The sequence below is a fragment of the Curtobacterium sp. VKM Ac-2922 genome (genome assembly GCF_022815645.1).
GTDB lineage: Bacteria > Actinomycetota > Actinomycetes > Actinomycetales > Microbacteriaceae > Curtobacterium.
In genome coordinates this window covers 133,887-155,590 of sequence record NZ_JALGRO010000007.1, presented here as the reverse complement: position 1 = coordinate 155,590, position 21,704 = coordinate 133,887, and the positions used below count along the sequence as shown (strand labels likewise).

Genomic DNA, 21,704 nt, shown 5'->3' with positions numbered 1-21,704 from the left:
TCACTCATCTGCAACGTCGATTCCGTTGAATCAGGTACCGCTTCCTCCCAGTCGACGAAGGGAATCGGTAGCTCGCAACCTCAAGTGCTCTTCCACACCGACTGCGGAAATTTGATTCTGAGCAAGGGGGTTTATAGAGACAATATGGACACGATTGCGGATCGGATTGAGCAGGGACAGAAATACAGATACGAGATTGGCGACGGATCGTACAGTATTCGCGGAGTCTTGAAGATATTCAAAGTCGCTCCAACGATTTACAACTATCGCAAATTACAACTACCGTGAATTTCCGCGCAATTCCGGGATCGCACAGGCGATGCTTTCCCCATTGAGTCGGCGTTGATGCGGGGGCAGATTTCGTACACGATTTGGTGACAGGCGCGTTTGGATGGGTAAGTGAAGAAACGAGCGCGAGTGTATCGCCCCCTCAGTCGAGTGGGCGTCTTCGGTAATGTGGTCTTGATCGCCCTCGCTATTTCGGTTGGGTTGTTCTTCGGTCTGAACCAGTTGAGCTTTCAAGTTGCTCTGACGAACGTTCTCGTAGCCGTCGTCATTGCTGGTGCCCTGGGGCTGGTTGGCTCTGGCTGGGCGATGGTTGGTCTTGCGACGGTGTTCTTCCTAGGCCCAGTAATGACGCGATTTCTACTGACCGGCGCGGAACTATCAATCAGGGCATGGTTCATGGGTCTGCTCGCCGGGTGGGTGCTCGGCGCGCTTGTTCGGCGACGTTTGGATAAGAACCTACCTGCGCAACTGCGAACCGCGGGTCCTGTCTTGCGGTGGTGGGTGAAAGGCAAACAGTTTGAGCATGAGTCGCCCACGGCAGCGCAGGTAGAAGCGAAGATCCGAGCCCTCGACGGAGTGCGTCGAACGCTGGTGATGGTGATTCACGATGAACGCGAGATCGATGTGTGTGGAAATGCGAGCGACCGCCTCATCGTCTTTCGTACCGAAGATTCAACCGATGAGAATGCGTGGGAGCTACCGCATTCGGGTGCTTCGCGATCGGATGAATCCGTTGAGATCGCAATGGGAAACGTAAGTGCGCCCGTATCACGCGGGCTTACGCTAGACCTCCAGTCAGCAATACGCGCAGCTGATACTTTCCTCATGGGAAAGAGGCCTTTGGGGGAGAATTTGGTCCAACGTGGTGTCGACGTCTTGCGGGTCCGACCTTCATTGCCTTGACGTACGATCCCGAGGCGATACGCTCCCCTAAGTCGAAACGGGGCAGACCTCGAATTTGGCTCCACGCGGGAGCAACCACGACGATCTACGAGTATCGAGAGACATGAAGAAGCGCGCGATCAACCACAAGCTCGACCGGTCGCTGCTCCTGGGGTACTTGACACTCCTCGTCGTGGTGCTCTTCTCGGCTGCCGCGTGGGTGACGATCGGACTCGCTCGATCGGATGTGTTCATCGCAGCATGCGTCGCTGTTGTGGGGCTTGTCGTCGGACTGTTGTCCGCGCGGTTGCCGACGAAGTGGGCCTGGCCGGTCGGTATGGCCGTCATCCTGGGGATGCTGCTCGTGCTGGCATCGATTTCCGGTCCGGGCCAGTCCTACCAGTTCGCGTGGCTCTTTCCAGCGATCGCGGGCCTGCTTCTGGCAAAGCCGGTGTGGCCCTGGTGGCATCATCGAGACAGACGTGCACCGATGACCAGCAACCGTGGGAGGTCGGATGGCGAGGCCTGAACGGAATCGGGGTGGAACTCCGCAGCCTGTTCGTGTGCTGATCTCCGCCGTGGTGGTTGCCGCAGTACGCGTGATCATCGCCGTGTCGATCGGAGCCGAGGTGGGAACGCGGTCGGAGTGCTGCCGTTTGCTGTGTTCGGTTCGGCTCCGCGGGACTAGTCGGCGGTCTGGCTGGGTGCTGCATCGGATCCCATCTGCGGTATCGAGCGTGGAGCAAGAGACAGCCGCATCAGCGTGGGAGCCGGACAGGCCCGTGACGGTTCGTCCTCGGGTCGTTGATGCTGATCGTCGTCGATGCACTCCGGGCCTCCGGTCTGCCCCGCTCCCACGCGCGGGCAGCGGCCTCACTGTGCGACCTGGGCGCCCGACATCGGCAACTGCTCCACCCAGCGGGTGAACGAGTCGAGCTCAGCGTCGCGCAAGACCGCGGCGGGTCTGGGCAACTCCCCGATGAGCAGCGCGAGCATGCCCGTCGGCAACCCGTTCATCGCCTGGCCGGCCGGTGAGTCAGGTGACGCACTGCCCGAACGGCACAGGTACGCCTCCGGCTCCCAGAGCGACTCCGCGACCTGCAGCCGGCCGCGGGCGAGTTCCCTCGGCGAGGTGCAGTGCCACGTCGCCCGCGTCGGAGTGGATCCGGATGACGGGCTGCGGCCCGCGCCGCGAGCCGAGCGCGAGGAGCGTCCAGTCCGCAGCGATCCCGGCGCCGCGCCAGGTGGGGACGGCGTACCCGTTCGGGCCCGGGGCGGCCGGAGCCGTGCGTCGCGGCTCGACGACGCGCTCGGCGAGGAACTGTTCGAACTCCGCGTACCCGAGTGCCAGGCCCATCACGGTGAAGAGTCGCCTGCCGTCGGCATCGCGTGCATCGATCCCGCCGTACGCGTTCGCGAGCGGGCGGACAGCGGCTATCGAAGCGATGGGCACCGTCCGCTCTGCACGGAGCCCCCGGCGCACCAGCACGGCGTCGGGAGTCGCCGTGATCCGCGTCCGCCGGAGCGAACGTGCGAGCACGAGTGCTCCAACGCCGGCCAGCAGGATCGCGACGGCGGCGATGGTCGGCGCGGGGTCGTCGGACGGCTCGGTGCCGAGGACGCTCACGATCGAGTAGAAGCCACCGACGATGACGAACAGGGCCCCGAGGACACGCCAGACCACCCACTGCCAGGTGCGCAGGCGGACGACGAGGGGCCCGTCCTCCGGGCGGTTGGGTGGGCGCTGCGCGGCGCGACGGAGGTCGTTGCGACGCACCGTGGTGCGGACGAGCAGTGGGATGCAGAAGGCTGCGACGCCGGCGATGCCGACGGACATGATCGTGGTCCACATGATGGTGGTTCCCCCGGAAGACGGCACATGCGCACAGGAGCGCATGTCGCGTGCAACGTATCAGAACCGCGTGGGGTGAGGTCTTGCAGCCCGAACGGGGGCCATCGGATCCATCCACAGCCCGTTCTGGACCGTATTTCAGCGGTAGCATCGATGTGCTCGTGAACACGGGGTGCTCGTGAACAACCTGGGGGAAGAACGTGATGACTCTGCGCGCCGCAACGGCCGGAGCTCGACTGCACAACAGACGGACCATCGGGATGGTGGCCGTCGCGGGGATCGCGGCGCTCGTGCTGTCCGGGTGCACGTCGGACGACCAGAAGGTCACCGATCCGTCCCGGGTCCTGCAGACCGTCGACACGCACCTGGCAGCCGACGGCTCGATCACGTCGATCTCGGACACGGCCATCTCGGTCGGCAGCAACCGGTCGTCGTCCGCCACGACCGACCACGACCCGGCGAAGGCCGCAGGTGACCTGCCGCTCCGCATCACCACCCAGTACTCCACCAAGAAGAAGACGGGGACGGACCTGGCCGACCTGGCCGGGTACTCCGGGCGGGTGCAGATCGACGTCACCGTCGAGAACCTGACGGTCACGTCGAAGGACCTGACCTACGACGTCGCCGGATCGTCGCGCACGACCCCAGCGCTCGTCGGGGCGCCGTTCAGCATCGCCGCCTCGACCGTGCTGGCCGGTACCGGCGCGAACCGGATCGTCACGGACTCGGCCGACGCCGGCGGCGCCGCGACGGACGGCGTGGTGAGCACGAACGCCGACGGCGACGCTGTGGTGCAGTGGGGCCGTCTGCTCGCTCCGCCGACCTCGGGAGCCAGCAGCACCCTGCACCTGGTGGCCGACGTCAAGGACTTCTCGGCACCGTCGTTCGACATCGCCGCGCAGCCCGGCATCTCGACGGACCTGTCGACGTCGGGCGTGATGAACGCCGCGTTCGGGTCCGGCACGGACTCCGAGCTCGCGCTGCAGCGACGGACGATCGACCTGGTGGCGCAGGTCAACGAGGTGCTCGCCCGCGCTGGCGGCACCATCACCGAGGTCCGTTCGAACCTCGAGACGACGTCGAAGACGCTCGGGGTCAGCACCGCCGAGCGCCTCAAGGAGAGCAGCACCCAGCTCGCCGGCACGATGCGCGCGCTGTCCGGCGAGCTCGGGTCCCTGAACGACGACCTCGGCGCCACCGTCAAGACAACGCAGTCGACCGTGCTGCAGCAGCTGCAGCAGACGACCACCAGCCTGGACGGGCTGCTCGGCGACACCTCGGCGACGGCCCCTGCCCCGTCCCTCGACGGCGCGGGGTGCGCGGCGACGCCGCAGGCCGGCGCAACCGGTTCGAGCGTGTACGGCAACCTGCTCCGGGTGTCGTCCCAGCTGACCGGCTACGCCGATGCGAGCGAGTCCTGCAAGCAGCAGGTGAGCGCGCAGCTCACCGCTGCCGTCGGTCCGGCCACGCCGGATGCGACGACGTGCGCCGCCCAGGAGGCCCGTGGTTCGTTGACCTGTGCGCTCTGGGACTCGTCCAGTGCGGTCAGCGCTTCGCTGGTCGGCCTGGTCGCGAAGGGGCAGCAGCTGGCCGACCAGCTGAACCCCGACCTGGCGGACGAGGCGATCGACCGTTCGAAGGACGTTGATGCGCAGCTCGCGTCCATCGGCCAGGTGCTCGACGGACTGCAGAGCGACGGTTCCGGCCAGGTGGCCGCGTCGCTGCAGTCGCTGCAGGACCAGGTCAGCACGTCGACGAGCGACGTCACCGGTGTGCGCGACGCGCTGGCGACGGTGAACCGGCAGGCGAGCGCCGCACGCGCACTGCTCGGCAACGCCGGTGACGGACTGCTGAGCACGTCGATGCAGGCGCAGAACTCCGCGGTGGCCACCCAGATCTGTGCGCTCGCCGCGCTGGGGAAGCTCGACGACGCCACAGCGGCGGAGTTGCGGGGCTACCTCACGGCGACGACCTGCGACGGCAGTGACACCTCGCTGCGACCCGGCGGGTTGTTCTCGACGCCGATGGACCAGCGGTTGACCGACCAGGCCGCACGCTGGGACGCCGTCATCGCCGCGACCGACCCGAACGCTGCCGACGGTGTGGGTGGTGCGCTCGCCACGCTCTCCAAGGACCTCGGCGCTGTCGACACCGCGGTGGGCGCGGTCCGTCAGGCGATCCAGAACGACGACGGATCGGTGGACGGCGCCACACAGCGACTGCGGGTCCTGCTCGGCAACGCCACCGCGTCGAGTGCCGTCGTGGGAGACCGTCTCACGAAGGTCCGCGATCAGCAGTCCACCCTGCAGGACGCCGTGCGGGATGCGTTCGCGCAGGCGTCCGACCAGTCCTCGAAGGACGTCACGGCGATCATCGACCAGCAGGTCCGGCAGGTGAGCGACACCGCCGGCAAGAGCCGTGACGCGGTCGTCAAGGCGTTCGACTCGTCGATCGCCGGGCTCCGGTCCACCGCCGACGACGTCACGAGCGGGTCGAAGGGCACGATCGACCAGCAGAAGGGGAAGCTCGAGCAGCAGAACAGCGCCCTCGCGTCGTCGGTCGACTCCCAGACCGCGTCGAGCCTGCAGCGCATCCAGACCAGCACGTCGGAGTCCACGCGCGACGTCGAGGGGGCGTCGACCCTGCTGACGGGGGACCTGAACCGGGTGATGCTCGACCTGGGCGACCGCAAGGTCAACGGGTCCGGCATCCTCGGCGCGATGGCCACCAGCGCCGCGAAGTCCGACTCCGCCGACTACCAGCTGGCCCTGGCGTCGCAGAACGCCGCGGGCTACGCCAACGTCCGCGCCGAGGACGTCGCCGGCATCCTGTTGCAGCAGGAGCAGTTCCGTGCGTCGCTCGCGGCAGCGACGTCCCTGCCCGCGTTCCGGATGCACGTGCCCTCGAGCGCGACCGCGACCACGCTGTACACCTTCGAGATCGGGGCGGGACGATGACCGACGACACCGTCACGCACGACACCACCACGGATCCGAACCCGGACCCGACCACGCCCGGCCAGGCCGTCGCGAGCGTCCGTCGGGGGCGTCGGGCCCTGCTGATCACGGCGGTCGCGGTCGTCGTCGTCGCTGCGGTCGCTGCCGTCGTGACGGTGCGGTCGCTCAGCGCCGCACCGGCCGAGGCCGTTCCCGCCACCGTGCCCGTCGCGATCTCCGTCGGCCACGTGCCCACGGCCACGAAGATCGGCGTCGTCATCACCCTCGGTGACGGCGAGGGCTCGGAGTGGGACCAGGCCGCGCAGGGCGCCCGCGTCGCCGAGCGTCGACTGGCACTCGGCGGGACGCACGTCGAACTCGTCACGCGCAACGACGGCGGCACGACCGACGGCGCCCGCGCGGCGGTGCAGGCCCTCGTCGACGCCGGCGTGTCCGGCATCGTGGTCGCGTCGTCCGGCGCCCACGTCTCGGGCGCGACCGCGGCCGCGGCGAAGGCGGGCGTGCCCGTCGTGCTGCCGTACGCGGCGAGCTCGCAGGACGCGTGGTCGACCGCGCCCTCGGACCGGTCCGTCGCCGCGGCGATGACCACGGCGCTCGGCGGTGCGCGGTCACCGCTGCTCGTCGACCTGGGCGGGGGTGCGCCGAGCGGGCTCCGTCTGGCGCACGTCCTCGACGCAGCCGACTCGACCGACACCGCGGCCCTCGCGAGCACCATCGCCACGCGGACCGGAGCGACGCCGACGAACGGCGCGACGGCCGACGCCCAGGCCTCGGCGGACGCTGCGCCGACGGCCGACTCGGATGCGGTGGTGGTCAGCGGCTCGGCCGCACGACAGGGTGCGCTCGTCGCCGCACTGCAGGCCGCCGACGTCTCCGTGCCGGTCGTCCTGACGCCCGACGCCACCAGTCCGGCGTTCGGCTCGGCGCTCGTCACGGCGGGCGGCAGCCTGAGCGGCACGTTCCGCACGGTCGGTGTCGCGGCGGACGATGCCCGTGCGTTGACGTCCGACGCCGAGGGGCGCGCGATGTCGGCCTTCCTCGGCGGTGTCCGGGTGCTGGCGAACGACGGCGATGCCGAGAACCTCACGGGGGACCAGCCCTTCGCCGCGGTGGCCGGGGCCGCGGACGCACGCAGCCACGACGCGGTCGTCGCGCTCGTGCGTGCCGTCGGCGCAGCGCGGAGCACCACGCCCGCGAAGGTCACCGATGCCCTTGCTCGGCAGGACCTCGACGCGGCCGACGGGATCGCCGGTCCCGCACTGGACTTCCGGCGGCAGTCCGCTCTGGCGACCCCGGCGACGGTGCTCGCCGCGTCGTCACAGCCGCTCGGCCTCCGCCCGACCAGCACGGGCGACGACACCGCGTCGCTGGTCTGGTTCGCGGACTCCGCCGAGCGCTGACCCCGGAACCGGCCGGGCGACACGACACCACACGGACAGGGAGCAGGCAGATGCGGGTGCTGATCGAACTCGACGACCGGTCCGAGGCGGTCGAGGTCGACGGCTGGTCCGGGGCCTCGACCCTGGGTGAACTCTTGGGTGCGGCTCTCGGGTCGTCTCCCGAACCGGGCACGACGCTCGCCGTCGACGGGCACCGGACCAGCACCGACACCCCGCTGCGCGACCTGGTGCTGCTCGAGGGATCGCGCATCGCCCGGACCCCCGAGGACCGCCCGTCCGTCGTCGACGGGTGGAGTGTCACCCTGGCCGGTGGCCTCGACGCGGGACGGGTCGTGTCCGTGCCCCGCGGCCGACCGCTCGTGGTCGGACGGGCACCGCAGGCCGACGTGGTCCTGGCGACCGAGAGCGCGTCGTGGGAGCACTGCACGCTCGAGCACGAAGCCGACGGCATCCGTGTCCGCGACTCGGGTTCGACCAACGGCACGGTGATCGCGGGGGAGCGGATCTCCGACGAGGGGGTCCTGCTCACCGGCAGCACGAGCGTCATCGTCGGCGGCGCGGTCCTGCTCGTCCGTCCGGCGCTCGACGAGACCCCGGTGGCACCCGCCGGGTCCGCCGCCAACCTGACGCCGGCGTCGACGGCACCGTTCAACCGTCCGCCGCGTGCAGGTCGCAGCACCGAGACCGATGCGGTCGTGCCGCCGACCCGCAAGGACGTCCCACCCGCGTCGAAGTTCAGCTGGATCACGGTCGCTGCGCCGCTCGTGCTCGCGGGTGCGATGGTGCTGCTGCTCGGCGACGCCCGCTTCGCCCTGTTCGCACTCCTCAGCCCCGTGACCGCGATCGGCATGTGGTTCGAGCAGAAGCACCGCCGCGCCCGCAACCTGAAGGACGAGGAGGCGCGCTTCGCCGGGGCGGTCGACGCGTTCCGGGGCGAGATCACCGATGCTGCGGCGGTCGAAGCGGCACGCCGGCAGGAACTCGTGCCGGACCCGGCGACCGTCATCCGTCGCGCCCTGCTGCCGACGACACTCCTGTGGCAGCGCCGGTCCGACGACCTGGACTTCCTCAGCCTGCACGCGGGCACCGGCGACGCGCCGTGGCGACCCGAGGTGGACCAGCGGGGTTCGTCGGTCAAGCTCGACGACGCCGTGAAGACCGTGGTCGACGACAGTCGGTTGACGGCCGCCCCGGTGGTGGCCGACCTGTCCGATGCCGGCGTCGTCGGGATCGTCGGCGACCGGGACGGCGCGCTCGCGCTGGCCCGGAGCCTCCTTGCCCAGGCGACCGTGCACTGCGGACCAGCCGATCTGACCGTCGGGGTGTTCTGCGACCGGGGCCGCGAGACGGACTGGAGCTGGGCCTCCTGGCTGCCGCACGCCCGCGTCGCGGGCAGCAGCACCGGCGCACGCTGGATGGCGGCCCAGCGCGACCAGAGCGCATCGATGCTCCGTGGGCTGCACGATGCGCTCGACGACCTGCCGACCCCGAACCTGCTCGTGGTCATCGACTCCGAGGTCCTGACCGAGGGGCGGGACGCCCCCGCCCGGAACCTGCTCGGCCAGGGGCGTACCGTTCCCGGACAGCCCCTTCGCCCCGGCGAACGACCCCGACGGGTGAGCGGGATCGTCATCGCGACGAACGAGCAGCAGTTGCCGGCCGCGTGCACCTCGATCATCACGGTCGCCCCGGACGCCGCGGCCACGGTGTACCGGCCCGAGGACCGCACCCGGGTCGAGGACGTCGTGCTCGCGGGGCTGAGCGCCGCGACCGCGGAGCGGGCGGCACGGAGCATCGCGCACTTCGACGACCCGGAACTGACGGTGCCCGGTGCGTCGCTGCCGTCCCTGGTCCGCCTGCCGGACCTGCTCGGTGGCAGGACACCTGACGCGATCCGCGCCGCATGGGACGCCCCGACGGGTGTCTCGACGCCGATCGGCGCGTCGGAGACCGGCGTGCTCGAGATCGACCTGGTCCGGGACGGCCCCCACGGTCTGGTCGGTGGGACCACCGGCTCGGGCAAGAGCGAGTTCCTGCGGTCGCTGGTGGCAGGGCTCGCGGCCCGGACCGCGCCGACGCACCTCAACTTCCTGCTCGTCGACTTCAAGGGTGGGGCAGCGTTCGCCGCGTGCGAGCGTCTGCCCCACACGATCGGCACGATCAGCAACCTCGACGAGCAGCTCGCCGACCGGGCGATCCGCGCGCTCGAGGCCGAACTCGAACGGCGGCAGCGGGTCTTCGCCGCCGCCGGTGCCGACATCGACAACCTCGATGCGTACCTGGCGACGCGCCCCGCCGAGCCGATGCCCCGACTGCTGCTGGTCGTCGACGAGTTCGCCATGCTCGCCAAGGACTTCCCCGACGTCCTCACCTCGCTCGTCAGCGTCGCCGCCGTGGGCCGCACGCTCGGGGTGCACATGATCCTGGCGACCCAGCGTCCCGCCGGCGTCGTGAGCGAGGACATCCTGGCGAACACCAACATGCGCGTCGCGCTCCGGGTGCAGAGCCGCGAGGACTCCACGAACGTCATCGGCGTGCCCGCAGCAGCCGGCATCGGTCGGCAGCAGACCGGTCGCGCCTACGTGAAGCTCGGCCAGGACGACATCACCCCGGTCCAGACCGCCCTGGTCACGGGGCGAGCGCGGGACGAGCGCGCCGAGCGGCCCGTGACCGTCCGCCCGACCGACGTGTTCGGCGTGCCCGCACGGCCCGCCGCGCCGGTTCCGAGCGCGAGCGACGACACCGAGCTCGACCTGCTCATCGAGGCCATCGGCAAGGCGAACACCGCTGCCGGGCACGCGGCTCCGCGACCGATCTGGCCGGAGGCGCTCGGCGAACGGGTCGACCTCGACGCGCTGACCGACGTCGACGGCCGGGTCGTGCCCGTGGCGATCGCCGACGACCCCGACCACCAGCGGCAGGTGACGACGGGCTGGGACCTGGACGAGGGCAACCTCATGCTCATGGGCATCCCGGGCAGCGGCACCAGCACCGCCCTGGCGACGATCGCCCTGCAGGCAGCCACGTCCGCCAGCCCGGACGACCTCGACCTGCTGGTGCTCGACATGGGGCCTGGGGACCTCGCGCCGCTGGCGACGCTGCCGCACACCACGGCGTACGTGGGGTCCGGCACCGGCTCGGTCGAGCTGCGTGCACGGTTCCTGCGTCACCTGCGCACCGAACTCGACCGGCGCCGAGCGTCGCCCGGTGGACGCCGTGCCGTCGTGCTGATCGACGGACTGGCGGCGCTCCGCGACGAGTACCAGGACTTCGAGGGGCAGCTGCTGCTCGACGCCCTGTACCGCGTGTACGCCGAGGGGCCGGCGCTCGGCATCTCGTTCGCCGTCTCGACGACGCGCGCGAAGGCCGTGCCCTCGGCGATGGACGAGGTGACCACGCAGAAGTGGCTGTTCCGCCTGGCCGACCCGTACGACTACGCATCGATCGGCGTCCGCCCGAAGAACGTCCCACCGGCCGTGCCGGGTCGGTTCATCGGCTCGACCGATCGACTGCAGGCCCACGTCGCCACGCCGGGCCTGCCGCTCGACCAGGCGGTCGGCGCGGTCGCGGCGCGGTGGCCGGACGCGACGCCCAAGCCGCAGTCGGTCGGACGACTGCCGGAGACCGTCCCGATCGCGAGCCTGGGCACCGGCGCGTCGTTCGACACCGAGCCCTGGCGCCTGCCGGTCGGCATCGCGGAGGACGACCTGGGGGTCGCCGCACTCGAGGTGTACGACGGCGAGCACGTCCTGGTCGCCGGACCCGCGCGGTCGGGCAAGTCGACGATGCTGCTGACGATCGGTGAACTCGTGCGCTCGGCGTCGGGCACGCGTCCGGCGGTGTGGGCGATCTGCGACCGACGGTCCCCCCTCGCTGCTGCCGGGTTCGACCGGGTCGCGGTCGGCCCGGACGAGGTCCCGGCGCTGCTGGCGGGCATCCGACTCGAACGTGGGCCGGTGCTGCTGTTGATCGACGACGCCGAACGGTTCGACGACGGCGACCAGGCGATCAGCTCGTTCCTGGCCACCGAGCGGCCCGGACTGTGCGTCGTGGCGGCCGGTCGTGCGGCAGACCTGCGCTCGATCTACAGCCACTGGACGAAGACGGTCCGCAAGGCACGGTGCGGCGTGCTCCTGCAGCCGGACGTCGACTACGACGGTGAACTGCTCGGGGTGACCCTGCCCCGACGTTCGCCCGTGGCGATGACCGTCGGCCGGGGGTACGCGGCATCCGGTGGTGCGGTCCGACTCGTCCAGACGGCGTCGGCCGGCGCCTGACGCGGCACCCGGAACCGGCATCCGGACCCCGCACCCCGGCTCCCGACAACCGCCGCCGTCAGTCGCGCGTCGTGATCCCGAACGGTGAACTCTGCAGGTTCGTGAAGTTGCCCACCGTCGCCAGCACGGTGCACGACGGCGCCACGGACAGCGCCGTCACGACGAGCCCGTCCGACGACACCGCCAGCGCCCCGGAGCACCCGTCGGCGAACCGCACGCCGGCCTCGCCCCCGGCGACGTCGACCAGCATCTGCGACGGCGTCCCCGTGCTCGGACTGCGGTACAGCGGGTTCAGTTCGTCAGCGCCACTCGGCCACACCGGCACGATCGTCACCGGCAGCGTCGTCTGGCTCACCGTCCGGTCGGGCGTGCGCACCTCGACACCCTGCAGCCGCTGCACGGGGTACGCGGTCCCGGTGACCGACTGGTCCGTGACCGCTGCGGTCGTGGCCGAGCCGACCCCGTCGAGCCACGTCTGCAGTGCGGCGGCGTCGGTCACGGACGGCAGCGCGACGGCAGCCTGCACGGTGACGTCCTGACCGGCGGGCACCTGCAGGCCGGACAGCGTCCAGGCGCACGCCGTGTCGACGCCCGTCAGTGAGGGCTGGTTCCGCTTCGCCCGGAGACCGTCGCCCGTCCAGGTGACCGCGGGGCACGTCGAGCCGCGCTGGGCGCCAGGGACCACCTCGAGCAGGTCGCCCCGCAGCGCGACGTCCTGCGCCGAGTACGTCACGCTGAGCGTCACGGTGCGGCGCTGCGGGTCGATCGTGGCCTTGCGCGTGGTCGCGAGTCCCGTGGGCAGTGGTCGGTCCTGCTGGTAGGCGCTGGCGGCCTGGGCGGTCGCGGCCGCACCGGGCGTCTTCCTGAGGGCTCCTGGAAGCCAGACGACGCCGCCGACGACGAGCGCAGCCACGAGTACGACGCCGAGGGCCCCGAACACGACGGCCCGGTTCGTCAGCCACGACGGGCGACGACGCCACCAGGGGCCCTCGGAGGCCGAAGCCGCTGACGCCGCTGACGCCGTCGAGGACCCCGGTGGCGCGATGCGCGGCTGCCGGGACATCGGCCGGATGACGGTCTGCGACCCCGCGGGACCGAGCTCGGGGACCGGACCGACCGCACCGGCGTCGGACCCGGAGCCGCCCACACCGGAGTCGCCCACACCGGAGCCGGCGGAGCTGCCCGCAGCAGCCCCGCCCGAAGCAGCCCCGCCACCGGCGGCAGCCCCGCGCACCACGGTCGCCGGCCGCTCGACCTCGTCGAACGCCTCCGGGTCACCCGTCGGCGCGAGTGCCGGGGCGTCGGACACCGCCCGCGCCACCCGACGCAGCGTCGCCGCCGCGTCGACGGCACTCGGCCGCGCACCCGGGTCCTTCGCGAGCATCGACGACAGCGCGGCCCAGAGCGCGGGAGCCACGTCGAGCACGGGCGGCGTCGACGTGACGTGTCGGTACGCGACGGCGAAGTCGGTGCCCGGACCGGCGAAGGGCGTCCGTCCGGCGAGCAGTTCGTAGAGCATCACCCCGGCGCCGTAGACGTCGGCGGCGGGACCGGACCGGCCGTGGCTGATCGACTCCGGCGCCATGTACTGCGGCGTCCCGAGCAACCCGGTGGTCGTACGTTCGCGCTCGGCCACGACGGACGCGATGCCGAAGTCCGTCACGCGGACGTCCCCGACCGCACCCGATGCCCACGGCGCGGCGAGCAGCACGTTGTCGGGCTTGACGTCGCGGTGGGTGACGTCCTGCTCGTGCGCCGCCGCCAGCGCATCGAGCGTCTCCGCGGTGATCGTCAAGGCGTCGCGGGGCCGGAGGGTGCCGGACGTGGCGAGGAGGTCGCGCACGGATCCGCCGCGGACCAGGTCCATCACGATCGCCAGGCGGTCCCCTTCGACCACCAGGTCGCGGACCCGGACGATCGACGGGTGTTGCAGTGCGAGCAACACCGACCGTTCGCGGACGAACCGCTCGACGATGCCGGGGTCGGCAGCGAGCTCGGCGCGCAGCAGCTTCGCGGCGAACTCGTCGCCGGTCGCGGTGTGTCCGACGCGCCAGACCTCGCCCGTGGCGCCGGTGCCCAGCAACTCGACCAGTCGGTACGCCGCACCGAGCGGTTCGCCCGCGCCGTACTGCGCCCGGATGTGCTCCGTCACGGATCCCCCGACTCGAAGTGACCGACCCCTCGCCGGCCCTCTCATGTTACCGGCCGGGCAGGTGCTCCGGTGCCGCGTACTGCACGTCGATCGCATGCTGTGTGAACCCGGACCGTCGGTACAGTGCCAGCGCCGGCTCGTTGTCCCCCTCGACGTAGAGCGCCTGCGCCTGCAGCCCCCGTCCGACCAGTCGCGCCGACCCGGCACGCATCAGCACGCCGCCGAGTCCCCGACCCTGCTGGTCCGGGCGCACCGCCACCGCGTAGAACTCGCCGACGCCGTCGTCGACCTTGAGCCAGCACGACCCCACGAGCGCCCCGGATGCGTCACGGAGCAGCAGCAGGTCGTCGCCGGAGAACCACGGTTCCGCTTCGCGCGCCCGCAGGTCGTCGAGCGTCATCGAGCCCTGCTCCGGGTGGTGCGCGAACGCGGCGCCGTTCAGGGCGAGCCAGTCGGTCTCGTCCGCCGACGGCGCGTCGGTGCCGATGACGGCTCCGGAGAGCGTGTGTCCGGCCGGGAGGCCCGGGGCGGCTCCGGTGTCCGGCACCGGTGCGCGCAGCTGCAGCAGCGTGCGCGTGGCCGCCCAGCCGTACCGGGTCGCGATCGCACGTGCCGCGGGACCGTCGCCGTGCGCCCAGGCCAGCCGCGGTGCGACCCCGTCGCCCAGGGCGAGCGCCTGCTCGACGAGCCGTGTGCCGATGCCGTTCCCCCGGGCCTCCAGGCGGACCACCAGCTCCAGCTCGCGATCGCGCACGACGGCCACGCCGTCGGCCGGACCCTCGGCCGGTTCCTGCACCACGACCGCACGGCCGGCGCGGACGTCGACCAGGGTCTGGTCCGAGAACGGCGGCGCTTCGCCGGGGACGGTGAACGGCGACAGGTCGGTCACGACTGGCCGGTCAGGCGCTCGGCCTCGTCGTCGTAGACGTTGAAGCGGTAGCCGACGTTGCGGACCGTGCCGATGAGCGACTCCAGGTCGCCGAGCTTGGCGCGCAGCCGTCGGACGTGCACGTCGACGGTGCGGGTGCCGCCGAAGTAGTCGTAGCCCCAGACTTCGCTCAGCAGCTGCTCGCGGGTGAACACGCGCGAGGGGTGGGTGGCGAAGAACCGCAGGAGCTCGAACTCCTTGAACGTCAGGTCGAGCGGTTTGCCGCGCACCTTCGCCGAGTAGCTGGCCTCGTCGATGACCACGCCGGACGCCTGGATCTTGGTGCCCGTCGAGTTCTTGGCGGCGCGCCCCGAACTCAGGCGGATGCGCGCGTCGACCTCGGCCGGGCCGGCGGTCTCGAGCACGACGTCGTCGACGTTCCACTCGCTCGTGACGGCGGTCAGCCCGCCCTCGGTCACGACGAGCACGATCGGCGTGGTCGAGCCCGAGGTCGACAGGATCTTGCACAGGGCCTTGGCGCTCACCAGGTCGGTGCGGGCGTCGACGAACATCAGGTCGCACTGCGGGGCGTTCACGAGCTGGGCCGCCTCGGCCGGGACGTGGCGGATCCGGTGGCTCAACAGGCCGAGGCTGGGCAGGACGTCGCCGGGCGCGGCCGAAGTGAGTACCAGGAGCTGTGCCACAGGACCTCCAGAACGGATGAGACGTCTGCGGGACATCCTAGTGATGCTCGGGAAGCGCCCGATCCGCACCTGACATGATGGGGACGTGACCGAGCCCGTCCCGCCCGCCGACCAGCGTCGACTCAAGCTGACGTCGGTGCTCCCCGTCTGGCTGCTGTCGATCCTGGGCGCGGTCCTGGTGCTGACGCTGAGCGAGCGGGACTCGTTCGCGTGGCTGCTGCTGGTGTTCGTGGCCTCGGTGATGGTCAGCTTCGTGCTGCAGCTGATCACCGCGACCAAGGACGGCCTGGTCGAGCGGATCAGCATCGCGTCGTCGGGTTCGTTCGTCGTGGTGCTCGTCACCGCCGTGGTGCTCCTGGCGCGTTGAGCCGCGCCGCGTAGACTCCGGGGCATGGATTCGCTGCTTGCCCTCGAGCTCTTCTACGTCGGTCTGCTGGGCCTGGCGTCGCTCGCGATCGCCTTCGTGTCGGTCACCGTCGTCGTGAAGCTGTTCAAGGGCCAGCGTTGATCGAACTGCCCGAGGGCCTGGCCCCGGAACTCGTGCCCCTGTCCTGGCTCGTCGGCGTCTGGGAAGGCACCGGCGTCGTCGAGTACCCCGTCGGCGAAGGCGACGAGCCCGACGTCGAGAACTACGAGTTCGGCCAGCGCGTGAGCTTCAGCCACGACGGCCTGCCCTACCTCAACTACTCGTCGACGACCTGGCTGCTCGACGACGCGAACACGCCGCTCGCCGCCGAGATGGGGTACTGGCGACTCGACCGTCCGTCCGAACCGGGCGACCGCGGCCCAGCGATGCTGCTCGGTGACGGCGTCGTGCCGTTCGGCACCACCCAGAGCGTCGAGACGTTGCGCAACACCAACGACGGCTTCGACATCGAAGCGGCGATCATCCACCCCACGGGCGTCAACGAGCTCTACGTCGGGCAGGTCCGCAAGGGCCGCATCGACCTGGCCACCGACGCCGTGATGCGCTCCGCCAACGCCAAGGACTACGCCGCAGCGACGCGCATCTACGGCCTGGTCGAGGGCAAGCTCTTCTGGGCGTGGGACATCGCCGCACTCGGCCGTGCCCTGACCTCGCACGCCTCGGGGCAGCTCGCGAAGGTCGACTGATGGCCGTCTCCGTGTTCGCCGATCGCCCCGCCTTCGTCGCGTCGGACGCCGGCCCCGCCGCCCACTTCGGCAACCCGCTCGGTGAACAGCGCGCGCTGGCCGACGGTCGCGCAGTCGTCGAACTCGGCCTGGGCGTCGTGACGGTGACCGGCCCGGACCGGCTGTCCTGGCTCAACTCGATCACGTCGCAGCTGCTGCTCGGTCTCGCACCCGGTGTCAGCACCGAGACGCTGGTGCTCGACCAGTCCGGCCGGGTCGAGCACGCGGCCCGCGTGGTCGACGACGGCGGGACCACGTGGCTGCTCACCGAACCCGGCGACGCCGAGCCGCTCGCAGCCTGGTTGTCGTCGATGCGGTTCATGCTGCGCGTCGAGGTCACCGACCGGTCCGCCGAGTTCGTCACGATCGGCGCGTTCGCCGACGGCCTGGTCCCCGACGCGGTCGTCGCGTGGGTCGACCCATGGGCGTCCGTCACGCTGGGCGGGTGGAGCTACGCCAGCCAGGAGGCCCACCCCGGGTCCGACTGGACGCTGCGGATCGCGGTCCTCACCACCGACGCCGCGGCCGCGCTCGCCGCGTCCGACCGGCCCGTCGCGGGGCTGCTGGCGGTCGAGGCCCTGCGCATCGCCGCGTGGCGTCCGGTCCTGACCGACGTCGACGAGCGGACGATCCCGCACGAACTCGACTGGCTGCGTTCCGCCGTGCACCTGAGCAAGGGGTGCTACCGCGGGCAGGAGACCGTCGCCAAGGTCCACAACCTCGGACATCCGCCGCGGCGTGTGGTGATGCTGCACCTGGACGGCTCCGACGCGGTCCTGCCGGCGCCGGGGACCCCTGTGCTGCTCGACGACGTCGTGGTCGGGCGGCTGGCGGCGTCGGCGGTGCACCACGAGCTCGGGCCGATCGGACTGGCGGTGGTCAAGCGCTCGCTCGACCCGGCTGCGGTGCTGACGCTGACCGCGGACGACGTGGTGGTGACGGCAGCGCAGGAGACCATCGTGCCGCCCGGGGCCGGTGCGACGGCGAACGTGCCGCGGCTGCCCCGGCTCGGCGCGGTCAAGCGCTCCTGAGCCGGTGCGCCCGGCGCGTGCTGCTCGGCGCGCGCCGAGTCTCGGCTCCGCGGACAGTTTCGCGCTGTCGCGACGTCGAATGTGTCCGCCGGGCCGAGACTCGGCGTCGCAGGGACGGCGGGCGGCGGGCACGGGCACGGGTGTCGCGTCAGCGCGGGGCGACGGCCGACCACGGGACGCTGAGCTCGCCGAGTCGCCACCGCGTCGTGCCGTGCAGCACCGGCCAGCCCCGGTCACGCATGCCCGCCACCGCCGCGAGCCACCGCTGCCGCGGGCCGTACGTGCCGAGCGGCGCCGCCACCGCCCATGCCAGGTCGAGGTCACGCAGGAACGCGTGCACCCGCTCGCCGGGGACGTTCCGGTGGATCAGGGCCTTCGGCAGCCGCTCGGCCACGACCGACGGCACGTCGAGTCCCGCCAGTCGCAACGAGACGGTGAAGGTCTGCGGCGCCCGGTCGTCGAGCGTCACCCACGACGCCACTCGGCCGACCTCGTTGCACGTGCCCTCGACGAGTACGCCGCCCGGTTGCAGACGGTCCTGCATGATGCGCCACGACGCGGCGACCTCGGACTCGTCGTACTGCCGCAGCACGTTGAACGCGCGGATCACCACGGGCCGGCGTCCATCGGGCGTGGGGGTCTCGAACCCGCCGAGCCGGAACGTGACGCCGTCGCGCGTCCCCGCGGTGGCCAGTGCCACGCGGGACGGCTCGATCTCGATGCCGGTGACCTCGACATCCGGTCGCACCAGCGCCAGGCGGTCGCGGAGCTCGAGCGTGGTGGTCGGGCTCGCGCCGTAGCCGACGTCGGCGACGAGCGGGTCGGCAGCCCGTCGGAACGCCGGCTGTGCTGCGATCCACCGGTCGACGCGGCGCAGCCGGTTGTGCCCGGTCGTCCCGCGCGTGACGTTCCCGATCGGCATGCCACCAGGCTACGGGGAGCGGGCCGCTCGGTAGACTTCGACCATGACCTCCACGCTCGTCCTGCTCCGTCACGGCAACAGTGACTGGAACCAGAAGAACCTGTTCACCGGTTGGGTCGACGTCCGGCTCTCCGAGCTGGGCGAGAAGGAGGCGAAGCGCGCCGGCGAGCTCATCGCCGGGTCCGGCATCGTCCCCGACGTCCTGTACACCTCGCTGCTGACCCGCGCGATCCAGACGGCCGACATCGCCCTGCTCGAAGCCGACCTGGCCTGGCTGCCGGTCAAGCGCGACTGGCGCCTCAACGAGCGCCACTACGGCGACCTGCAGGGCAAGGACAAGGCCCAGACGCTCGAGCAGTACGGCGAGCAGCAGTTCATGGAGTGGCGCCGCTCGTTCGACGTGCCGCCGCCCCCCATCGCCGACGACGCCGAGTGGTCGCAGTACGGCGACCGCCGCTACGCCGACCTGGGCGAGGACCTGCCCCGCACCGAGTCGCTCGCGCTCGTCATCGAGCGCCTGCTGCCGTACTGGGAGTCGGACATCACGAAGGACCTGGCGCAGGGCAAGACCGTCCTGGTGACCGCGCACGGCAACTCCCTGCGCGCGCTGGTGAAGCACCTCGACGGCATCTCCGACGACGACATCGCGGGGCTCAACATCCCGACGGGCATCCCGCTGGTGTACGAGCTCGACGACGACTTCCGTCCGACCGGGCCCTCGCGCTACCTCGACCCCGAGGCCGCCGCTGCCGGTGCCGCCGCCGTGGCCGCCCAGGGCGCCAAGAAGTAGCCACCGGCGCGTCCTCGGCACGACGACGACGGCCCCGCACTCCGACCGGAGTCCGGGGCCGTCCGTCGTCGACCAGGTCAGTCGGCGACCGGCGCCACCGCGACCGTCGGCGACTTCGCGCCCTGGTCGACCTGGTAGATCGTCCACCCGCGCGAGGAGTCGGCGAGGTCGACCTGCCACGTGCCGTCGGCCTGCACCTTCGTGACGATCCCGCCGCCGTACGAGAACGCGACGTCCAGGTACAGCCCCGGCGTGCCGGTGCCGGTCAGGTGGATCGAGTTCGGACCGAGCCGCGTGGACTCCGTGACCGTCGGCGCTGCCGGGATCGCCGGCGGCGGCGTGACCTCGCCCGCCGGCACTGCCGGGTCACCGGTCATCCAGATGACGTCTCGAGACTGCGAGCCGTTGGCCTTCTGGTAGATCCGGTAGCCCGTGTTCGGCCGGGCGGCGATGCGCCAGGTGCCGTCGTCGCGGACAGTGGCAATCACCGTGGTACCGCCCGTGATGGTGACCCTTCCACCGCGGACCCCGGTGCCGCTCAGGTACGAGACACCGTCCACGACCTGGATGCCGTTCACGCCCGGGGTGGGCGTCCGGGCCTTGGGGGCCTCGGGGGTGACCTGGCCGGCCGGGACGGCCGGGCTGCCGGTCGCCCAGTACATCGGGAGCGACCTGGTGGAGCCGACCGCCTGGTACATGCTGAAGCCCGACGCGGGTTCGACCTGGATGCGCCAGGTGCCGTCGGCGCCCACGGTCCCGTGCATCAGGGTGCGGCCGCTGATGGTGAGGTCGGCGCCGGGGACGCCGGTGCCGCTGAGGTACGAGACGCCGTCGACGACGTCGATGCCGTTCACCCCGGGCGTGGGGACCGAACCGGACTTCGTGGACGTGGCCGACACGGTGGACACGGACGGGCCGGATCCGGTGGCGGCGGTGGCGGGCAGGGCAGCGCCGAGGGTGATCGCGCCGGCGAGTGCGGCACCGGCGGCGGCCGCCGCGATACGACGGGTGGGGGTGGTCATGGGTGTGCTCCTTCGTGACGCCCGTCGGGGGACGGGCGTCGAGCAGCATCGCAGGACCAACTGCAAAGTATTCAGTATGCGATGTTCACACGAAGTGTGATGCGATCTCCTGCACGAGCTCGCCGACGTCGTAGGGTGCCGTGGTGTCCACGCGCACGACGGGACCGACCTGCATGGGGCCGGCGGCCTGACCGTGCTCGTCCCAGAACGCCCGGATGTCCGCCAGGTCGCCGTGCACCTGGTGACGCAGGGGCGAACCCGGGTCGTACCGGTCCGCCAGCCGCTCTTCGGCGGTCGGGCGGTCGACGTCGCACCAGACCTCGACGACGCGCGGTGATCCGGCGGTGGCGAGTCCGGCCTCCAGGAAGGCCCGGTCGCGGACCGGCAGCCAGACCGCGTCCAGCACCACGCCGTTCTCGACCGCGCCGGCCATCTGCCACATCGTGCCCATCGCGATCGCACCGAGCTCGCGAGACGGGATCATCGGGCCGGCGATGTCGGCCAGCGGCTCCTTGATCCGGTCCTTCGACAGGAACGGGCAGCCGAGCACCTCGGCCAGTGCTGCTCCGATCGTGCTCTTGCCCGAGGCGGGCATGCCGTTGACGATGATCGCGACCTGGGCCATGTCCTCGATCCTCCCAGACCGACGGGCCACGGCGGACGCACGACGGCACAGACCGCGGCGGACGCACGAACGGCCGACCCCGCCAGAAGCGGGATCGGCCGTTCGTGACACGACTCAGGGGTTGGTCGAACCGACCCAGTCACCGGTCGCCAGGTACTCGACCTTCTTGGCGATCGACACGGCGTGGTCGGCGAAGCGCTCGTGGTACCGGGACGCGAGCGTGGCGTCGACCGTGTCGATCGGTGCGCCCTTCCACGTCTCGCCGAGCACGAAGTCGAACACGCTGGCGTGCAGCTCGTCGATGGCGTCGTCCTCGTCGCGGATCTCCGATGCCAGGGCGATGTCCTCGGTCGCCAGCAGCCGCGTGAGCTTCTGCGCCATGGCGACGTCGAGCTGCCCCATCTTCTTGAAGGTGCCGCGCAGGCCCTTCGGGACGACCTTCTCGGGGAAGCGCTGGCGGGTGAGCTGCGCGATGTGCTCGGCCATGTCGCCCATCCGCTCGAGCGACGAGCTGACGCGCAGGGCGGTCACGACGACGCGCAGGTCGCGGGCGACGGGGGCCTGGCGGGCGAGGATGTCGATCGCGATCTCGTCCAGGCTCGAGGCGGCGTCGTCGATCTTCGCATCGTCCGCGATCACCTCTTCGGCGAGGGCGACGTCGGACTCGGTGAACGACTGCGTTGCCCGGGTGATGGCGGACTCGACGAGCCCGGCGATCTCGGCGAGACGCTCTTGGACGTCCTGGAGTTCCTGTTGGAAGACTTCGCGCATGGGGGATGGCC

18 protein-coding genes are annotated in these 21,704 nt (G+C 71.2%); 9 read left to right on the top strand and 9 right to left on the bottom strand.

The features are described from left to right. Positions 1 to 399 precede the first annotated feature (399 nt). Both MT346_RS10165 and MT346_RS10160 read left to right on the top strand, forming a co-directional pair. Positions 400 to 1,191: a hypothetical protein gene (locus MT346_RS10165; protein ID WP_243562946.1), complete on the top strand. Its 792-nt coding sequence runs from the start codon at positions 400 to 402 to the stop codon at positions 1,189 to 1,191. Between the two features lie 103 nt (positions 1,192 to 1,294). Beyond that, a complete protein-coding gene (locus tag MT346_RS10160) occupies positions 1,295 to 1,699 on the top strand; it encodes a hypothetical protein (RefSeq protein ID WP_243562945.1) in 405 nt (134 codons plus the stop codon). A gap of 344 nt (positions 1,700 to 2,043) precedes the next feature. Here the strand turns inward: MT346_RS10160 and MT346_RS10155 are convergent, their stop codons facing one another. Further along, positions 2,044 to 2,187, bottom strand: a complete 144-nt coding sequence (locus MT346_RS10155; RefSeq protein ID WP_243562944.1) for a hypothetical protein — start codon at positions 2,185 to 2,187, stop codon at positions 2,044 to 2,046. A gap of 19 nt (positions 2,188 to 2,206) precedes the next feature. Then, the gene (locus tag MT346_RS10150; protein WP_243562943.1) at positions 2,207 to 3,022 is read right to left on the bottom strand and encodes a hypothetical protein; all 816 of its coding nucleotides are present in this window, start codon (positions 3,020 to 3,022) and stop codon (positions 2,207 to 2,209) included. Positions 3,023 to 3,285: 263 nt separating this feature from the next. Here MT346_RS10150 and MT346_RS10145 point away from each other — a divergent pair, with 263 nt between their 5' ends. Genes MT346_RS10145 through MT346_RS10135 form a run of 3 tightly spaced genes read left to right on the top strand, consistent with a single transcriptional unit; the run spans position 3,286 to position 11,656 of the window. After that, positions 3,286 to 5,979, top strand: a complete 2,694-nt coding sequence (locus MT346_RS10145; RefSeq protein WP_243562942.1) for a hypothetical protein — start codon at positions 3,286 to 3,288, stop codon at positions 5,977 to 5,979. Then, positions 5,976 to 7,379 (top strand): ABC transporter substrate-binding protein, encoded by a 1,404-nt coding sequence (locus MT346_RS10140; RefSeq protein WP_243562941.1) that lies wholly within the window; start codon positions 5,976 to 5,978, stop codon positions 7,377 to 7,379. The genes MT346_RS10145 and MT346_RS10140 overlap by 4 nt, the downstream gene beginning before the upstream one ends. Before the next feature lie 50 nt (positions 7,380 to 7,429). Continuing rightward, a complete protein-coding gene (locus tag MT346_RS10135; protein WP_243562940.1) occupies positions 7,430 to 11,656 on the top strand; it encodes an FtsK/SpoIIIE domain-containing protein in 4,227 nt (1,408 codons plus the stop codon). Between the two features lie 58 nt (positions 11,657 to 11,714). Here MT346_RS10135 and MT346_RS10130 read toward each other — a convergent pair whose 3' ends face one another. The 3 genes from MT346_RS10130 to MT346_RS10120 are packed head-to-tail and all read right to left on the bottom strand — an operon-like array spanning position 11,715 to position 15,380. Beyond that, positions 11,715 to 13,808 (bottom strand): serine/threonine-protein kinase, encoded by a 2,094-nt coding sequence (locus MT346_RS10130; protein ID WP_243562939.1) that lies wholly within the window; start codon positions 13,806 to 13,808, stop codon positions 11,715 to 11,717. Positions 13,809 to 13,854: 46 nt separating this feature from the next. Next, positions 13,855 to 14,697: a mycothiol synthase gene (mshD, locus tag MT346_RS10125; protein ID WP_243562938.1), complete on the bottom strand. Its 843-nt coding sequence runs from the start codon at positions 14,695 to 14,697 to the stop codon at positions 13,855 to 13,857. Further along, the gene (locus tag MT346_RS10120; RefSeq protein ID WP_243562937.1) at positions 14,694 to 15,380 is read right to left on the bottom strand and encodes a response regulator transcription factor; all 687 of its coding nucleotides are present in this window, start codon (positions 15,378 to 15,380) and stop codon (positions 14,694 to 14,696) included. Before MT346_RS10120 ends, mshD begins: the two co-directional genes overlap by 4 nt. Positions 15,381 to 15,465: 85 nt before the next feature. On the opposite strand from MT346_RS10120, the gene MT346_RS10115 reads away from it, so the two are divergent. The 3 genes from MT346_RS10115 to MT346_RS10105 all read left to right on the top strand — a co-directional run bounded on the left by MT346_RS10115 (position 15,466) and on the right by MT346_RS10105 (position 17,563). Further along, positions 15,466 to 15,747, top strand: coding sequence for a hypothetical protein (locus MT346_RS10115; protein WP_243562936.1), 282 nt, complete (start codon positions 15,466 to 15,468; stop codon positions 15,745 to 15,747). 137 nt (positions 15,748 to 15,884) lie between these two features. After that, the gene (locus MT346_RS10110; RefSeq protein ID WP_243562935.1) at positions 15,885 to 16,493 is read left to right on the top strand and encodes an FABP family protein; all 609 of its coding nucleotides are present in this window, start codon (positions 15,885 to 15,887) and stop codon (positions 16,491 to 16,493) included. Then, a complete protein-coding gene (locus MT346_RS10105; protein ID WP_243562934.1) occupies positions 16,493 to 17,563 on the top strand; it encodes a folate-binding protein YgfZ in 1,071 nt (356 codons plus the stop codon). Before MT346_RS10110 ends, MT346_RS10105 begins: the two co-directional genes overlap by 1 nt. Before the next feature lie 148 nt (positions 17,564 to 17,711). On the opposite strand, the gene MT346_RS10100 is transcribed toward MT346_RS10105, so the two are convergent. Further along, on the bottom strand, positions 17,712 to 18,485 hold the full coding sequence (locus MT346_RS10100) for a class I SAM-dependent methyltransferase (protein WP_243562933.1): 774 nt from the start codon (positions 18,483 to 18,485) through the stop codon (positions 17,712 to 17,714). Positions 18,486 to 18,528: 43 nt separating this feature from the next. Between MT346_RS10100 and MT346_RS10095 the strand changes: the two genes are divergently transcribed. Then, on the top strand, positions 18,529 to 19,275 hold the full coding sequence (locus MT346_RS10095) for a phosphoglyceromutase (RefSeq protein WP_243562932.1): 747 nt from the start codon (positions 18,529 to 18,531) through the stop codon (positions 19,273 to 19,275). A 77-nt stretch (positions 19,276 to 19,352) separates the two neighbouring features. Here the strand turns inward: MT346_RS10095 and MT346_RS10090 are convergent, their stop codons facing one another. From MT346_RS10090 to phoU, 3 genes are all read right to left on the bottom strand, one after another. Next, positions 19,353 to 20,297: a hypothetical protein gene (locus MT346_RS10090; protein WP_243562931.1), complete on the bottom strand. Its 945-nt coding sequence runs from the start codon at positions 20,295 to 20,297 to the stop codon at positions 19,353 to 19,355. A gap of 85 nt (positions 20,298 to 20,382) precedes the next feature. Then, positions 20,383 to 20,922, bottom strand: a complete 540-nt coding sequence (locus MT346_RS10085) for an AAA family ATPase (RefSeq protein ID WP_243562930.1) — start codon at positions 20,920 to 20,922, stop codon at positions 20,383 to 20,385. Between the two features lie 114 nt (positions 20,923 to 21,036). Further along, positions 21,037 to 21,693 carry a phosphate signaling complex protein PhoU gene (gene phoU / locus MT346_RS10080; protein WP_243562929.1) on the bottom strand — a complete coding sequence of 219 codons (657 nt, stop codon included), beginning with the start codon at positions 21,691 to 21,693 and terminating at the stop codon, positions 21,037 to 21,039. Positions 21,694 to 21,704 lie beyond the last annotated feature (11 nt).

Bases quoted from the DNA above. Each gene is read 5' to 3' on its own strand.
- phoU (WP_243562929.1), bottom strand. From the start codon at position 21,693: ATGCGCGAAGTCTTCCAACAGGAACTCCAGGACGTCCAAGAGCGTCTC.
- MT346_RS10085 (WP_243562930.1), bottom strand. From the start codon at position 20,922: ATGGCCCAGGTCGCGATCATCGTCAACGGCATGCCCGCCTCGGGCAAG.
- MT346_RS10135 (WP_243562940.1), top strand. From the start codon at position 7,430: ATGCGGGTGCTGATCGAACTCGACGACCGGTCCGAGGCGGTCGAGGTC.
- MT346_RS10100 (WP_243562933.1), bottom strand. From the start codon at position 18,485: ATGCCGATCGGGAACGTCACGCGCGGGACGACCGGGCACAACCGGCTG.
- MT346_RS10105 (WP_243562934.1), top strand. From the start codon at position 16,493: ATGGCCGTCTCCGTGTTCGCCGATCGCCCCGCCTTCGTCGCGTCGGAC.
- MT346_RS10090 (WP_243562931.1), bottom strand. From the start codon at position 20,297: ATGACCACCCCCACCCGTCGTATCGCGGCGGCCGCCGCCGGTGCCGCA.
- MT346_RS10160 (WP_243562945.1), top strand. From the start codon at position 1,295: ATGAAGAAGCGCGCGATCAACCACAAGCTCGACCGGTCGCTGCTCCTG.
- MT346_RS10150 (WP_243562943.1), bottom strand. From the start codon at position 3,022: ATGTGGACCACGATCATGTCCGTCGGCATCGCCGGCGTCGCAGCCTTC.
- MT346_RS10095 (WP_243562932.1), top strand. From the start codon at position 18,529: ATGACCTCCACGCTCGTCCTGCTCCGTCACGGCAACAGTGACTGGAAC.
- MT346_RS10140 (WP_243562941.1), top strand. From the start codon at position 5,976: ATGACCGACGACACCGTCACGCACGACACCACCACGGATCCGAACCCG.
- MT346_RS10155 (WP_243562944.1), bottom strand. From the start codon at position 2,187: ATGAACGGGTTGCCGACGGGCATGCTCGCGCTGCTCATCGGGGAGTTG.